The organism is Streptomyces sp. NPDC018000, from assembly GCF_044328025.1.
GTDB lineage: Bacteria > Actinomycetota > Actinomycetes > Streptomycetales > Streptomycetaceae > Streptomyces.
Map to the genome: position 1 here is coordinate 105,376 of NZ_JBIRGM010000005.1, position 15,602 is coordinate 120,977.

Annotated in this window: 10 protein-coding genes; 6 read left to right on the top strand and 4 right to left on the bottom strand. The window is 68.9% G+C overall.

Annotation, left to right across the window (positions count from 1 at the left end; genetic code table 11):
• Positions 1–306: 306 nt before the first annotated feature.
• Positions 307–2,406: an elongation factor G gene (fusA, locus tag ACH4EW_RS14930; RefSeq protein WP_398256347.1), complete on the top strand. Its 2,100-nt coding sequence runs from the start codon at positions 307–309 to the stop codon at positions 2,404–2,406.
• A 204-nt stretch (positions 2,407–2,610) separates the two neighbouring features.
• Here the strand turns inward: fusA and ACH4EW_RS14935 are convergent, their stop codons facing one another.
• The 3 genes from ACH4EW_RS14935 to ACH4EW_RS14945 form a co-directional block, all read right to left on the bottom strand.
• Complete coding sequence (locus ACH4EW_RS14935) at positions 2,611–4,914, bottom strand: beta-N-acetylglucosaminidase domain-containing protein (RefSeq protein ID WP_398256350.1); 2,304 nt, start codon at positions 4,912–4,914, stop codon at positions 2,611–2,613.
• A 148-nt stretch (positions 4,915–5,062) separates the two neighbouring features.
• Entirely contained in the window at positions 5,063–5,272 is a 210-nt protein-coding gene (locus ACH4EW_RS14940) for a hypothetical protein (protein WP_398256353.1), read from the bottom strand.
• 141 nt (positions 5,273–5,413) lie between these two features.
• A complete protein-coding gene (locus tag ACH4EW_RS14945; RefSeq protein ID WP_398256355.1) occupies positions 5,414–6,349 on the bottom strand; it encodes a MurR/RpiR family transcriptional regulator in 936 nt (311 codons plus the stop codon).
• Positions 6,350–7,067: 718 nt separating this feature from the next.
• Here ACH4EW_RS14945 and ACH4EW_RS14950 point away from each other — a divergent pair.
• From ACH4EW_RS14950 to ACH4EW_RS14965, 4 genes are all read left to right on the top strand, one after another.
• On the top strand, positions 7,068–8,258 hold the full coding sequence (locus tag ACH4EW_RS14950; RefSeq protein WP_398256358.1) for a glycoside hydrolase family protein: 1,191 nt from the start codon (positions 7,068–7,070) through the stop codon (positions 8,256–8,258).
• A gap of 115 nt (positions 8,259–8,373) precedes the next feature.
• Positions 8,374–8,511: a hypothetical protein gene (locus ACH4EW_RS14955; RefSeq protein ID WP_398256360.1), complete on the top strand. Its 138-nt coding sequence runs from the start codon at positions 8,374–8,376 to the stop codon at positions 8,509–8,511.
• 142 nt (positions 8,512–8,653) lie between these two features.
• Complete coding sequence (locus ACH4EW_RS14960; protein ID WP_398256363.1) at positions 8,654–8,992, top strand: hypothetical protein; 339 nt, start codon at positions 8,654–8,656, stop codon at positions 8,990–8,992.
• Between the two features lie 645 nt (positions 8,993–9,637).
• Positions 9,638–13,306: a S8 family serine peptidase gene (locus tag ACH4EW_RS14965; RefSeq protein WP_398256366.1), complete on the top strand. Its 3,669-nt coding sequence runs from the start codon at positions 9,638–9,640 to the stop codon at positions 13,304–13,306.
• Positions 13,307–13,464: 158 nt separating this feature from the next.
• Here ACH4EW_RS14965 and ACH4EW_RS14970 read toward each other — a convergent pair whose 3' ends face one another.
• Positions 13,465–14,190, bottom strand: coding sequence for a GntR family transcriptional regulator (locus ACH4EW_RS14970; RefSeq protein WP_398256369.1), 726 nt, complete (start codon positions 14,188–14,190; stop codon positions 13,465–13,467).
• A gap of 304 nt (positions 14,191–14,494) precedes the next feature.
• Between ACH4EW_RS14970 and ACH4EW_RS14975 the strand changes: the two genes are divergently transcribed.
• Entirely contained in the window at positions 14,495–15,583 is a 1,089-nt protein-coding gene (locus tag ACH4EW_RS14975) for a sugar ABC transporter substrate-binding protein (RefSeq protein ID WP_398256372.1), read from the top strand.
• The last annotated feature ends 19 nt before the right edge of the window (positions 15,584–15,602 follow it).

The window sequence follows — 15,602 nt, forward strand, 5'->3', positions numbered from 1 at the left end:
AACATGGCAGCGCGCACCGTGAAGAGTGAGGGGAGACCGGCCGTGCGATACCGCACCGCTGTTGCCGCCCCCCGGTCACGGTACGAGGTGATCCTGGTGTCTTCGTGTCCCTGGTGCCTGCTGCGCGGCCGACACCGGATGTCCTTGGCGAACAACTGACCCATGCATTGACGGCATTGGGCCGCTCTGGCAGCTGGATGCCGATGCGGTGCGCCGCATCAGGGGTTTCCGCGGGGCCGGACCACAGGCCGGTTCGTCCGGGAATTGCGCCGACCCGATCCGGAGCACCCCGAAAGGCCATGGGCCATGCGTACCGACCTGCACCGTCATCTCACCAGTCCGCTGACCGGCGTTCGTAATCTGGGCATCCTCGCCCACGTCGATGCCGGCAAGACCACCGTCACCGAACGGATCCTCTACCTCACCGGCGCCACCCACAAGCGGGGCGAGGTCCACGACGGGACGACCGTCACCGACTTCGATTCCCAGGAACGCGACCGTGGGATCACCATCTTTGCGGCTGCGGTGAGTTGTTCCTGGGACGGCCATCGGATCAATCTGATCGACACCCCGGGCCACGTCGACTTCTCCGACGAGGTGGAGCGCTCGCTGCGGGTGCTCGACGGCGCGATCGCGGTGTTCGATGCTGTCGCCGGGGTCGAACCGCAGAGCGAGTCCGTGTGGCGGCAGGCCGATCGGCACGGGGTGCCGCGAATCGCCTTCGTCAACAAGCTGGACCGTGCCGGTGCCGACCTCGACGCGGCGGTCGCGTCGATACGGGCGCGGCTGCACACGGTCCCGCTGGTGGTACAGCTGCCGATCGGAAAGGAGGACGGGTTCACCGGGGTGGTGGATCTGCTGCGTATGCGGTCGCTGGTCTGGGCCGACGGCCGCGGCAGGTTCGAGGAGGGCCAGGTGCCGGACACCCTGTGGGATGAGGCGCACCGGCGCCGCCGACTGCTCGAGGAGACGGTGGCGGAACTCCATCCGGTCGCATTGGAGGAGTTCTGCACGGAGTCGACGGTCTCCGCACGGACTCTGGCCGCCGCGCTGCGCGACCTGACCCGTACCGGTGAGGGAGTTGTGGTGCTGTGCGGTTCGGCCTACCGCAATCGAGGAATCGAGCCGCTGCTGGAGGCCGTCGTGGCCTATCTGCCCTCGCCGCTGGATGTGCCGCCGGTACGCGGCACCCTGGACGGCGCGGTGCAGGAGCGGTCCGCCGACCCGGCGGCACCGTTCGCCGCGCTGGTGTTCAAGGTGAACTCGACCGCCACCGGGCGGCTGACCTATCTGCGCGTGTATTCGGGAACGATCCGGAAGGGGGACGCGGTGCTGGACGTGGGCGCGCGAGGCAACGAGCGAATCAGCCGGATCCTGCGGGTACAGGCCGGACAGCACTCGGACGTGGACCAGGCGGTGGCCGGGGACATCGTCGCGGTGATCGGACTGAAGGCCGCCCGTGCCGGGGCAACCCTGTGCACACCCGCGGCGCCATTGGTTCTCGAACCGCCCTCCGTTGCCGATCCGGTCGTCTCCGTAGCGGTCGAGGCCCGCAGAAGCATCGACGCCGAACGCTTGGTGTCGGCGCTGGCGCGTTTGATCGAGGAGGATCCTTCGCTGGCGGTCCGGACCGATCCCGAGACCGGTCAGACGGTGCTGTCCGGAATGGGGGAACTGCATCTGGAGGTCGCGGTGGAGAAGATCCGTCGTGCTCATGGGCTGGAGGTCGGCGTCGGCCGGCCGCAGGTGTCCTACCGGGAGACGGTCGTCCGCGGCGTGTCCGGGCTGGTGTACCGGCATGTCAAGCAGGACGGGGGTGCCGGCCAGTTCGCTCACGTCGTCCTCGATGTGGAGCCGCTGGAAGCCGCCGGTGACAACGACAGCGGCGGCGCAGCGGAGTTCGCGTTCCGGTCGACCGTCGTCGGTGGCCGGGTGCCGCAGGAGTACGTCCGTTCGGTGGAGGCCGGCTGCCGGGATGCCCTGGCCGAGGGCCCTCTCGGCGGGCACCCGGTGACCGGACTGCGGGTCACACTGGTTGACGGAGCCACTCACTCCAAGGACTCCTCGGAGCCGGCGTTCCGGACTGCCGGCCGCCTCGCGCTGCGGGAGGCACTGCGCAACAGCGTGATGGTGCTGCTGGAACCGGTGGTGGAGGTCACGGTCACCGTGCCCGATGACGCCGTGGGCGGGGTACTCGGTGACCTGGCGGCGCGGCGCGGCCGGGTCTCGGGCTCGACGGCGAGGGCAGGCACGGCGGTGATCACCGCGACCGTGCCGCTGGCGGAGTTGTTCGGCTATGCCACGCGGCTGCGCAGCCGGACCCAGGGCCGGGGAACCTTCACCACCCGGGCCACCGGCTATGCCCCGGCGCCGAGCGCGGTGCCCCGCGGGGCAGCGCCCCGGTAGAAGCAGGGATGGCCCGGCCCGTACGCGGGCGGGGCCATCGAAGGCGCGGGGTCGGTTGTGGCCGAAGCCTCCGACGTGCACGAGATCGAGGACAGCGAGGGCCGGGCTCCCCCGTGCCCCCGGGATCACCTACGACGACCCCGGGTGCGTGCGGAAGACGTTCCCCGGATTCCAGGAGGCGTTCGCGGAGTTCCGGACGGCGGCTCAGCGCTCGTAGACGCTGACCTCCCACAGCGCGATGCCGCGGCCCGTGTTCGACCGGCCCTCGCCGCTCAGGCGCACATAGCGCCCTTCGGCGGCGAGGCCACGCAGCTCGTCCGCGCCGCCGTCCACGGTCGCCGCGGTGTGCACGGTCGTCCAGGACGTACCGTCGTCCGACACCTCGACCCGGTACGACTTCGGGTACGAGGCGTCCCGGTTGAGGCGCACGCTGCCGATGGTGCGTCGTTCGCCCAGATCGATGCGCAGCCACTGGGAGTTGGACGCCTGGCTCTCCCAGCGGGTGGACGCGTCGCCGTCCACCGCGTATGCGGCCGCCCGGCTCGCCGAGATCTGCCCGGAAGCGGTCACCGGGCGGTTCACCGCCAGGTCGGGCAGCCCGATGTTCAGCACCCGGGACAGGAAGCTGTCCGCCGTACCGCCGGTGAGCTGCTGCGGGATCGCCGCCAGTGCGGCCCGTTGTTCGCGCAGCACGTCCGCGAGACGCGCGACCTCCGCCGTGTCGCCCGCCGCATCCGCCCGCAGCAGCTCCACCGCGGTACGGCCGGCCTCCCCGTACGCGCCGAGCTTCTCCAGCCACGGGCCGGCCTGCGCGGCGAACGCCGGGTCGCCCATGTCGCGCTCGATCCGGCCGGGTGCTTCCGCCAACTCGCCGAAGTAGTCGCCCAGTTCGGCCAGTGCTTCCGTGTCGCCGGGCTTCTCCCACACAGCCGCCACCAGAGCCTTCAGCCGCCCCGCGTCCGCCGTCGACGTCAGCGGCCCGCTCCGCGAGTTCTCCGCGAACACCTTCAGTGCCGGGTACGCCTTCCCGCCCAGCTCGCGCAGCGCCCGGTCCCAGGACGCCTCCGGATCGTACGCGGCCGTGTTCCAGGTGAAGTCCGCCGCCGTGAACAGGGCGATCAGGGACGGCGCGTGCTGGTTCATCTGGTTCGTGGTGATGCCCTCGACCGTGCCGGTCAGCGTCGGGTCGCGGTCGGTCAGCGGTCCCAGGTGGAGGCGGTTGGACGCGTAGTCGTTCACGGGGTAGTTGTCGAAGATCAGCATGTTGCGGTTGCCGTACGCAGCCTTCGCCGCGGTCGCCTGCGCGTTGGTGATCTGCGGGGAGACCACCTCCGGGCCGGTCCAGTAGATCGAGGTGTCCTTCTCCACCAGCTCGTTGTAGCGCTTCTTGTACGAGGACGGCGTCGCGTTCCAGTACTCGGTAGGGATGGTGATCAGCCGGCTGCCCGGGTGTGACCTGATGAAGTTCGTGTACACGTGGTTCGTGACGTATGCCTGGGCCGCCGCCTTCGGGTTCGCGTCGCCGCCGAACTTCGCGCGGTCCGCCGCACAGCTGATCGGGTTGGAGACATCGTCCCAGCCGAGCGAGAGATCGCGGACGCCGATGTCGTACAGCTGCTGGAAGCGGGCGAGGACGAGCTTCAGCTCCTCGGGATCCGCATGGCAGATGCCGTATCCGGGGGCGGTCGGCGCCTCCGGGCCGAGCCGGTAGATGAACCTGATGTGCCGCTGCTTCGCCTCCGCGACGACCGTCCGCAGCTCCTCCAGCCGCGCACCGCTGTACGGCTCGCGCCACTTCTGCGCCGCGTTGTGCGGGTCGCCGATACGCGGGTGGTAGAGGAACGTGTTCTGCTTGTGCGCGCCGAGAAAGCGGATCTCGCGCAGCTCGTCCTCGTACGACCACTTCGCGCCGTAGAAGGACTCCTGGCCGCCGCGGGTCGCGAAGTCCGGCCAGTCGCGGACGGTGGCGGAGACGACCTTGCGGCCCGTGAACAGCTGCCGGAAGGTTTCGGCGGCGTAGTACGTGCCTGCGTCGTCCACGCCGTCCAGGACGGTGCGGTGCCGGGAGACGGAGACGACATGCCCGCCCGGCTTCAGGCCCTCGGCGGCGGGCGAAGCGGGACGCGTGCCGACGTACACGGGGTACGCACCCGGGCGGGCCGCCGATGCCTGGGTGACCTCGCGCACGCCGGCCGCCCGCAGGGCCTCGGTCACGGTCGCCACGGCCTGCGGATCGCTCTCCGCGTCGCGCACCACCACGGCGCGCCGCGGCACCGGGAACTTCTTCCCGTACGAAATCTCGTGCGGGACGGGTGAGACGGTCGGTGTGTGGTCAACGCCCTTGCCTGCCGCTTGCGCCGCCTCCGCCGCACCGGCCGGCGGCGGCGCGAGCAGCCCCGCGGGCAACGTCGGCTGCGGGTCGTCCGCCGCCCGAGCCGGGACGGTGACCGCCGCCGTCGACAGCGCCGTGATCACCCCTATGAGAGCTGACCTCAAGAAGCGTTGCATGCCTACCTCCTCGTAAGGCCCGCCACATGGAGGCGGGCGGAGTGGGGAACCGACTGTCGTGGTGGCGATGCCGACTATGGCCGGAGGCAGCCGTCCTGGGCGCCGCGAGGCCCGCTGGAGGCCGTGGTACTTGTCATGACTGCCTCTTTCATCCGTCGACGTGGTCGAAGTGGGTGAGTGTGAGCAGTGCTTCGTCCGTGGGCAGCGTCCAGGTGCCGGTGGCTGCCGAGGCGGCCAGGCCGAGGGCGCCGCGCAGCGGTTCGCCGTGGAATGCCGCGAGGCGTACGCGGGGGCGCAGTCCTGCCGCCGCCGCGCAGCACGTCCACGCCCATGACGACCAGGTGCGCGATGTCCTCACGGACGGCTCGCACGGCCAGCAGCACCTGCTGGTCCTGGTCGGTGATCGGGTCGACGAGCTCGGGCACGCCGAGCTCGTCCAGGTCGTGCGTCGCCGGGTTGCGGGCCTCGGTCAGTGGCGGCGGGGCGTTCTCCCTCCCCGTCATGGTCGTTCCCTTCCTTCACCGGTGCCGTGCTCACTCACGGTCCGGTGCCGCTCGACCGCGCGGTGGGCGCGGCTCAGCGCGGAGTTGGTGGCATCCGGGCCACTTGTCTGAGCCAGGCGCACGTACAGGCAGTCCACAACGAAGAGTTGGCTGATGCGGCTGACGGTGGCCCCGCTGCGGAAGGGCGCCTCGCGTCCCGCGGAGCAAAGCACCAGATCGGCCAGTGCGGTGATGGGGGATCCGCTGTCATGGGTGAGCGCGAGGGTTGTCGCACCGCGCAGGGCCGCCTCACGCAGTGGGTCGAGAGTCTCCTGGGTGCGGCCGGAGTGCGAGATTCCGACAGCCACGTCGCCAGGCCGCAGATGTGCTGCGTTCATCAGGGCACGGTGCACATCGCTGAACGCGGAGCAGGGCAGCCCCAGATGCTGCAGCTTATACTCCATGTCCGCGGCCACGAGTCCGCTTGACCCGACGCCGTACACCTCGATCCGCCGGGCCCGGGCAAGCAGCCGGCTCGCCGCGTCCAGGGCTGCGGCATCGAGCTGTTCCACGCTGTCCTGGATGGCGCCGGCGTCCGCGTGCGCCATCTTGACAATGACCTCGGCGGCTGTGTCGTCGGGCTCGATATCGCCCCGCATGCCTACGCGCAGCCGCCACCCGGAGTGCGCGTGCTGCACCGCCGCGGCGAGAGCCAGCCGCAGCTCGGGGTAGCCGGTGAGCCCGATTCGGCGACAGAACCGGGTCACCGAGGTGTCCGACGCCTCGGCACGTCGGGCGACCTGGGAAATGCTCAGCTGGGCGATGCCGGCCGGATCTCCCAGCACCACCTCTGCTATCGCCTGCTCCTTCGTGGACAGTGAGGGCAGTAGTCCGCGAAGCCGGACCAGTACACCGGCGGTGCAGTCGTCCGGGCGGACGTCCTCTTCGCTCATGTGGAAGTTCCCCATCTCAAGCCAAGTTGGCGTGAATCTTCAACGCGCGGCACGTGGCTGTCAAGGGTCCTGGACGTCTGTCCATCCCATGGCGCGGTTCCGGTGTGGCGGGTCTCCGCATCGTTGACCGACGCCGGGAGGGCCGCACGGGAGCGGTTACCCGAGACACAGATCGCCCGGCTGAGGCGGGAGTTGGAACTGGCTCACTCCAGCGAGAAGAGCCCACAAAAAGCTATAGGATTCCCTCGGCCGGAAGGAAGGGCGGACTTGCCGCCGAAGATACGCCCGGCATTCACGAGGCCGGCCCGGACGCCCCGCGGTGACACCCGGACTCCCCAGCCGGCAGGCACCGGCCGATAAGCCACGAAGCGGTCAAATCCCTGCCAGGCAGGCCCTGCACGCTACCGCAGCCGGTACGACGAGGTTGCCTGGGCGCGGTCCACGCGTCGAGGCCTACAGGACGGCGGGCTTCAACCGGTCCCGGGTGGATCTCTCCCGCCCCACATCTTGACGCGCCCCCGATAGGCGGAAAATCATATAGGCCACACCCCAGCCACCCCGGTTCGGCGCCTTACGGAGGCTCGGGGAGCTACACCTCGGTGTCGAATCTCCTCCCCCTGGCTTCACTCCACCAACAGGCAATGAGACAGGGAAAGTTGAAAAATCTTGAAGGGGCCGACGCGCGACGATGAGCCCCAAGGAACGAAAGGAGCTGGCCTTGACCAGCAGCAATGGCATGACACGACGCAGAGCGCTCATGACGATACCGGCGGCCCTGGCCGCCACCTCCCTCAGTGGACCGGCGGCCGCCGACAGCTCAACCGGACCGTCCTCCCCCGATTTCCAGGCAGCGGTCCAGCCGATCGACCCAGCGGTGCAGATCTTCGGTACCGACGGCTGGTACACCTGGGGCGGCACCCCCATCCGCGGCCGTGACGGTGCGTACTACCTCTTCTATTCACGATGGCAGCACGGTTCGGCCGGCCGCGGCAGCGACCCCTCGGAGAAGATCTTCTACGGCTTCAGTGGTTGGATGAAGTACAGCGAGATCGCCGTCGCGGTCTCCCCGGGCCCCCAGGGTCCGTACCGGCACTTGCGGACCGTCGTGCAGGGGACAGGGGACCCCGGCCGCTGGGACCGCTACAACGCGCACAACCCGCACATCCGCCGCTTCCACGGCCGCTACTACCTGTACTTCATCGCCAACAACCCGGCGAACACCCCCGAGCCGTGGTACTCCAAGCAGCCCACCCTCTGGCTGAAGTACCACGCCGGCCAGCGCATCGGTGTGATCACCGCCCACACCCTGGAGGACCTGATCGCCGGCCGCGGTACCCGCAGCGACGTCCCCATCGCCGGCCCCGACTACATGAACACCTTCCAGATGACGGTCAACCCGTCCGTCACCGAGGCCCCCGCCGTGGGCGGTCGGCCCCGCTTCCTCATGACGTACAAGGCCTGGAATGCCAAGGGCGTCTACATCACCGTCGTCGGCCAGTCCGACCGTCCCGAAGGCCCCTTCCCTTACACCGCCACCGCCCTGGGCACGACCGAGACCCAGGCGGAGGATCCGTATCTCTGGTACGACCGTGCCGACCGCCGCTTCTACGCGATCGTCAAGGACTTCTATGCGGGAGCCGACCGGTCCAAGGCGCTCACTCCCCAGTACGGGGCGCTCGGCCTGGTCACCTCGACGGACGGCCTCGCATGGGAGCCGGCCGAGCACCCGGTGGTCTCGCTGAAGCAGTTGAGGCTCACCGACGGCTCGCTGATCACTCTCGGTTCGCTGGAGCGACCCCAGCTCCTCTTCGACCACAACGGCCGCCCGATAACACTGCACGCTGCCATGGCCCGCGGCGGCACCGCCGCTGGAACCCAGAACGTCGCCATCCCGCTGCGCTGGCCGTAAGAACGCAGTCCGTGACGCGAGACCGCGCCGGTACTCAACACCCGCGTAAATAAATGCGGTCGGGCTGCTTTCAGTACACCCTCCCCTTCTGATCGCTGCGACACTGAAGATGCACATGGGTTCTCACCGCCGCCGCTTCGGGCATCGCCCGCCGACCATGGTCTGCGCGCTCGCCCTGTCCGCCGGGATCCTCACCACCGGCACGGCTCTCGCGAAACCGATGGCTGTACCGCAGGAGTATTTCGTCGACTGATCAGGGGAGGCAGTCGCCAACGAGCACACAACCAGGCACGCGTGCCCGGCCGTTCACCTCGCTGGCACAGATCGACCAACGCACGCTGCGTCCGGGCAGTGAGGTCTGTCTCGCGCGCGGCACGACCTGTCAGGGCACCTTGGTGCTCGACGATTCGGGGACCGCGGCCCGGCCGGTCCGGGTCGGCGCCTATGGCGATCCGGACCGGCCTGCACCACGGATCGACGCGGCCGGTGCCCAGCAGGCCGTGCTGCTGTCCGACGCGGAATATGTCCGCATCGCCGACCTCGAACTCACCGCCGACCTGACCGGCAGCTTCACCGTGGATCTCCCGCAGTCCCGCACGTTCGACCAGATCCGTCCTGGCGAGGACATCGCCCGGGGCCAGCACGTCGAACAGTTCGCCGTCGACGCGTGGAACGGCTCGTACTCGGCTCCAGGCCGCCGCCCCGACCCCTCCGTTGGGCCGCCACTTGGATGATTCATCCAGCTGTCCACGCCAGGGGCGCGATCCCCGGAGTGCGGAGCGCGAATCTCTTACCACTTGGCGGATCACCGTCATGCCGGTGTCCCGCCGTGGAATCCGGGGTTGCCACTGGTCGGCTGTGGAAGAGTCCCAGTGCTCTCCCATCGCACCGCGCGTCCCGACAGGCGTGCACGAACCTGGCCGCCAACCGTGGTCTGATCCCCGAACCGCAGCCCGGCCCCACGCCGCTGGCCGACCCGCCCAACACGTCCGACCGGACCGATTTTTCGGACCCCACAGCGCAGCGAGGTTCCCGTGCCTGACATACCGGCGGCGCACGGCCGCCGCATCAACACGGCGCGCGGTCCGCCGACCTGGTGCCGCCGCTCACCCATGAAAGAGCAGCACAACCACACACACCGTCAAACGCAGTGATCCGACGTGGCGTCGAATTTCCGCAACCGCGTGGCTTTCGCACGCCCTTGTTCCCCCTCAGAGAAGGTCAACGCCTTGATGAGAGAGTCACAACCGGCTGGATCGACGAGATCCTCGGCCAGCCCGACCACCCCCATAGCCTACCGGCTGACACGCCGTCCAGTACGGACGGCCCTGGGGATTCTCACCGCGGCCTGTGTGGCCGGCACGCTCGGCGTCCTCCCCGTGGCCACCGCAGCGACACCGACAGCGCAGGCCGAACAGCCGCGGCAGAACAGCCCCGTTGTCGCCACACACAAGCTCACCCTCGTCACCGGCGAGATGGTGACCCTGGAGCGTCACGCCGACGGCTTCCAGGCGGCGACGGTCGCGCCCGCGGAGGACGGCACCCCGGCAGCGTTCTCCACCATGAAGGTGGGTGAAGAGGTCTACGTCATCCCCGACAAGGCCCAGCCCTACCTAGCCGCGAACGAACTCGACCGCGAACTGTTCAACATCACCAAGCTGGTCGAGTACGGCTACGACGACGCCCACCGCCCCGCCGTACCGCTGATCGCGACCTACGCCGGCGCGCCGGGCAAGGCCGGCAAGGCGCTCAAGCAGGCCGCACCGGCCGGTTCGGTGAAGGCCGACGAGCTGCCCAGCGCCAACGCCGTGGCGCTGCACGCGAGCAAGAAGAAGGCAGCGACCTTCTGGGAGGCGGTCGACGACGACAGCACGGCCGCCACGAAGGCACCGAAGCTCGCCGACGGCATCAAGAAGCTCTGGCTGGACAAGCCGGTCAAGGTGACGCTGGACCAGAGCGTGCCGCAGATCGGTGCCCCGGAAGCCTGGGCGGCCGGCTACGACGGCAGCGGCACCAAGGTCGCCATTCTCGACACCGGTATCGACTCCAGCCACCCCGACGTGGCAGGGCGGGTAAAGACGGCGCAGAACTTCACCGACGACCCCGACGCGGTCGACCACCACGGTCACGGCACGCACGTCGCCTCGACCATCGCCGGCTCCGGTGCCGCCTCGGGCGGCAAGTACAAGGGTGTGGCGCCGGGCGCCGACCTGTACATCGGCAAGGTCCTCAACAACGCCGGTGAAGGCCCCCAGTCCGGGGTCATCGCCGGCATGGAGTGGGCAGTGGACCAGGGCGCGGACGTCGTCAGCATGAGCCTGGGCTCAGCGGCCGGCAGCGACGGCACCGACCCGCTCAGCCAGGCCGTCAACGAACTCACCGAGTCCTCCGACACGCTGTTCGTCATCGCGGCCGGCAACACGGGTCCGACCAAGGGGACCGTGGGTTCGCCGGGCGCCGCCGAGGACGCGCTGACCGTCGGCGCGGTGAACAAGCAGGACCAACTCGCGGGCTTCTCCAGCCGGGGCCCGGTCAAGGACACCTTCGCGGTCAAGCCGGAGATCACCGCACCCGGCGTGGGCATCGTCGCCGCGCGCGCCGCCGGCACCTCGATGGGTACGCCGGTCGACGGCAACTACACCTCGGCCAACGGCACCTCGATGGCCACACCGCATGTGTCCGGCGCCGCGGCGATCCTCGTCCAGCGCCATCCGGACTGGACCGCCGACCGGCTCAAGCAGGTGCTCGTCAGCACCGCCAAGCAGGGCTCGTACAACGCCTACCAGGGCGGCAACGGCCGGGTCGACGTGCCCAAGGCGATCGACGCCACGGTCTACTCCAGCCCCGCCGTCGTCAGCATGGGCAAGAAGTCGGCCGAGAGCGCGCCGGTCACCAAGACGGTCAGCTACGTCAACACCTCCGGCGCGGACAAGACGCTGTCGCTCAGCCTGTTCACCCTCGGGGAGAGCTCGGTCCCGCCGAACGGCACGTTCACGCTCAGCGCCAACAGCGTGACGGTCCCGGCGAACTCCACCGCGAGCGTGACGGTGACCTACCACCCCGAGCTCGGCGCCATGGGTGACTACACCGGCCTCATCACCGCCACCGCGGCCGACGGCACCTCGATCCGCACCACCGTCGGCGCGACGAAGGACGTGCCCACCGTCGACCTCACCGTCAACACGATCGACCGGCACGGAAACCCGGCGACCGGCGAGCTCGTGGTGTTCGACCTGGACACGGGGGTCGTCCGCGAGGTCCTCCCCCAGGGCGGAACCAAGACGGTCGCACTGCCGCAGGGCCGCTACTCCGTCATGGGTGTCGTCTACACGAGGGACAAGGTCTCGAACCAGATCACGAGCCACACCCTCGCGGGCGACCCCGTGCTGGAGCTGAAGGCGGATCAGGCGATCACGCTGGATGCCCGGCAGGGCAAGGAGGTCAAGGTCGCGACGCCCAAGGAGTCCGAGCCGAACGGCTACAAGCTCGGGTACCGCCAGCAGCTCCCCGGCAAGCTGGGAATCGACTTCCTGAAGGGCGCGTCGAGCCCGCTCTGGGACCACGCCTATGTGGTTCCCACCGAGCCGGTGAAGCTCGGCACCTTCGAGTTCAACTTCCAGCAGCGCAGGTACTCGCCGGTGATCCGGGCGTCCTTCGCCGGACAGGGAGGCGCGCTCCCGCTCGAGCCCGTGATGTACGCGGCCCGGCTGTACGGCCCGAGCACGCTCCAGGCGGTCAACGCCGGCATGGGACGGCCGGAGGACCTGGCCGGCAAGGACCTCGCCGGCAAGCTCGCGGTCGTCACCCGCGACGCCACCCGGAAGACTCCCGACCAGATCGCCGCAGTGACCGCTGCCGGCGCCAAGGCAGTGATCATCGTCAACGACCGGCCCGGCCCCTTCGCCACCATCGTGCCGCGCGTCGCCCGCACCACCATCCCGGCCTGGAGCCTCACCCAGGACCAGGGCGCGGTGCTCTTCGGCCGGATGGCCGACGGTCCCACGCAGATCAACCTGCAGGGCATCGACAACCACCCCTACGTGTACAACATCGCGATGATGGTCCCCGGTGGCATCCCCGCCGACCCCGTCGACGCGGTCACTACGGAGAACTCGGCCGTGGTGAAGTCCCACTACCGAAGCACCAAGGGCACCTACCTCGGCGAGACCGACTCGGCGATCCGCCCGGGAGAGACCTTCATCACCCAGGTGCTGGACTACTTCGACGCGCCGACGGACCGGGAGGAGTGGTACTCCACCGGCAGCAAGTGGCCGACGATGAAGCAGATGGGTTGGTTCCACTCGGTCTACCCGGACCGCGCCGACATCATCCGCGCCGTGAAGGACCTGACCCGTTACTACAAGCCGGGCGCGCAGCACGAGGAGACCTGGCTGGGCGCGGCGAGCGGCCCCGCCGGACCGGAGGCCGCCTACGCTTTCCGCGAGGGTGACAATTTCAACCTCACCATCGCGGAGATGGGTGACAGCGAAGCGGGGCACTGGGGGCAGTTCGCCAACGACGCCGACAAGGCGACGGTGCGGGTGTACCAGAACGGCCAGCTCCTCAAGGAGACGCCTCGACTCTCGCTGACCAAGGTGCCGGTCAGCGCCGCCCCGGCGACCTACCGGATCACCATGGACACGGACCGCCCGGCGTGGTTCCCGCTGTCCACCAAGACCAGCACCGCATGGACCTTCAAGTCCGCCCGGCCGGCGGGCGGCAAGGAGAACCTGGCGCTGCTCTGGCCGAAGTACGGCCTGAACCTGGACGCGGAGAACACCACCCAGGGTGGCGACACCTACGGCTTCGACCTGTCGTTCGCGCTCCAGACCGGCGCCACTCCGGACATCGACGGGGTCGAGGTGGAGATGTCCACCGACGACGGTGCCACCTGGAGCCCCGCGACGGTGAAGACCAAGAGTGACGGCCACTACAAGGTGTCCGTGAGCAACCCGGCAAAGGGGTTTGTGTCCCTGCGCGTCAAGGCGCAGGACACCAACGGCAGCAAGATCGAGCAGACCCTGATCAAGGCCTACGCCGTGCGCTGACCCTCACGGCACACCCTTCCCGACCGCGCCCCTGGCAAGAGGCATGACCTTGTGCCAGGGGCGCAGCCCTCGGGTCAGCGCACGGCGACGCGGTCGCCTGTCTCACGAGGGAACCGAGATCAGCGGGTCAGGTGAACCAGCGACGTTGAACAACAAGCTCAGGCACCGTCGTTGTACCGGCTGAGTTGACGCTGCAGGCTGAGTTCCAGGTGGTCGCGCATGGCCTGTGACGCGCGTTCGGGGCTGCGCCGGAGCACCGCTCTCAGGATCCGGCTGTGCTCCATGGCCGTGGCCGGGCTGCCGCCCGTGACTGCACTGAGACGGAATAGGTGCAGGTGCGTGTGCAGCCTCTCCACCGCCGCGGCGAGCATGGTGCGCCCCGACGCGGCGGCGAGCGCGTCGTGGAACTGCTGGTCCAGCACCGCGAACTGCCCATAGACGGCGTAGCTGTGGCCGTTGTCGGGCAGGCCTTGCATCTCCTCGACCAACGACTCCACTCGGTCGAGTTCGGCATCCCCGATGTGTTCGGCGGCCAGAGCGGCAGCCCTGGTCTCCAGCAACAGCCGCATCTCGAACAGCTCCTCGACGCCCTGGCGGGTCAGGAGCTCGGTGGCGCGGTAGCCCGAGAGCGATCGCTTGACGACCAGGCCGTCGGCCTCGAGTCGGGCGAGGGCCTCGCGTACCGGAGTGGCCGATACTCCGAGCGAGCGCGAGAGCGCCTCGATGCCGACTCGGGCACCCGGCTGGATCACGTGGTCCATCACCATGGCCTTGACTGCTTCGTAGACGCTGTCCGTCAGCACCTCCCGTCTCGGGGACGCAGGGGCGCTGGGTGTTGCGCAGGTCGGCGTGACTCCTCCGACAGCATCCATGTTCGACGGCATGACTTCGATCTCCCTCCACCTCCAGCAAATCCTATGCGATTGAAAGCAGCTTTCGGCTTCCAGGCTTCCAAGCCCCGAGAGCCTCCACCCCCGGCGTCTCCGAAATCCCGAGGGGCCGCGACGCTTGAAGTGCAGGACATCACAGCACGTCAGATCGCGTGTGACACAAACCGGGAGAGAGGCTCGAGCCCTCCACCGATGGAGCTTGCGGGGATAGTTGCCGTACAGGTCTTGACGGGGCGGTCAACCCTCCCACAGGATCACGGGCAACGAAATCCTATTTGATTCGACTGAGGCAACCATCATGACCCGTCGTAGATCCGTGCTGTCGGCCGCCGTCACCCTCGCCCTTCTCGCCACCGCCTCGGCGGCCTGCACCGTCAAGAATTCGGACGAACCGGGGAAGGCCGGGGCCGCTTCCGCCAAGCCCGGCAGCGGAACGGCAGAGCTCGCCGACGGCTCCGGAACCAAGGTCGCTCTCGTACCCGGCGGTGCCCACCCCTACTTCCAGCCCTGGAAGCAGGCCGGCGCGGATGCCGGGAAGACGCTCGGGCTGGGCGACGTCACCTTCGACGAGACCGCCGAATGGGACCAGCAGAAGCAGAACAACCTGGTCTCGACGCTCGCCGCTCGCGGCTACAACGCTTTCGGCATCTTCGGGGTGTCCCCGACCGACATCAACACCACCTTCGCCGACCTCAAGTCCCAGGGCTTCGCCGTGGCGTCGCTCGGCTCCTGCCCCGCCGGCGGCAAGAACGAGGCCGACTTCTGCCTGTCCACCGACGTCGAACTCGCCGCCTACAAGGCCGCGCAGGCCGCCATCGAAGCGATGGGCGGCAAGGGCGCCCTCGTCCATCTGACGGGCAACAACGTCGACGCCAACACACAACTGCGCAGGAAGGGCGTCGAGAAGGCGGTGAAGGAGACCGGCGGCAAGGTCACGCTCCTGCAGACCATCACCGACATCGACAAGGACCTCCAGACCGCGCAGAAGGCGGTCTCCGACCTGCTTGCCGCCAAGGGCGCCCAGATCCAGGGCATCGTCTCGACCGCCTACAACCCGGCGGTCGCCGCGGCCGAGGCCGTGCGCGAGTCCGGCTCGAAGGCCGAGGTCGTGGCCATCGACGACGACGCCAAGATCCTCAATTCGGTCAGGAACGGCTCCGTCAGTGCCACGGTCGTGCAGAACCCCGTCGGTCAGGCGGAGATCGGCAGCTGGGCCCTCGCGCTGCTGCAGACCAAGCAGTGCACGATGACGAAGCCCGGACAGATCGTCGACTCCGGTTCCTTCGTCGTCACGAAGAAGAACGTCGTTGACTACGACGGCGAGCGGCAGGCGAAGACCGCCGAGCTGAAGAAGCAGTTCGCCGACGACTTCCTCTCCTGCGGCTGAGCGCCCCGGCCACGGATCA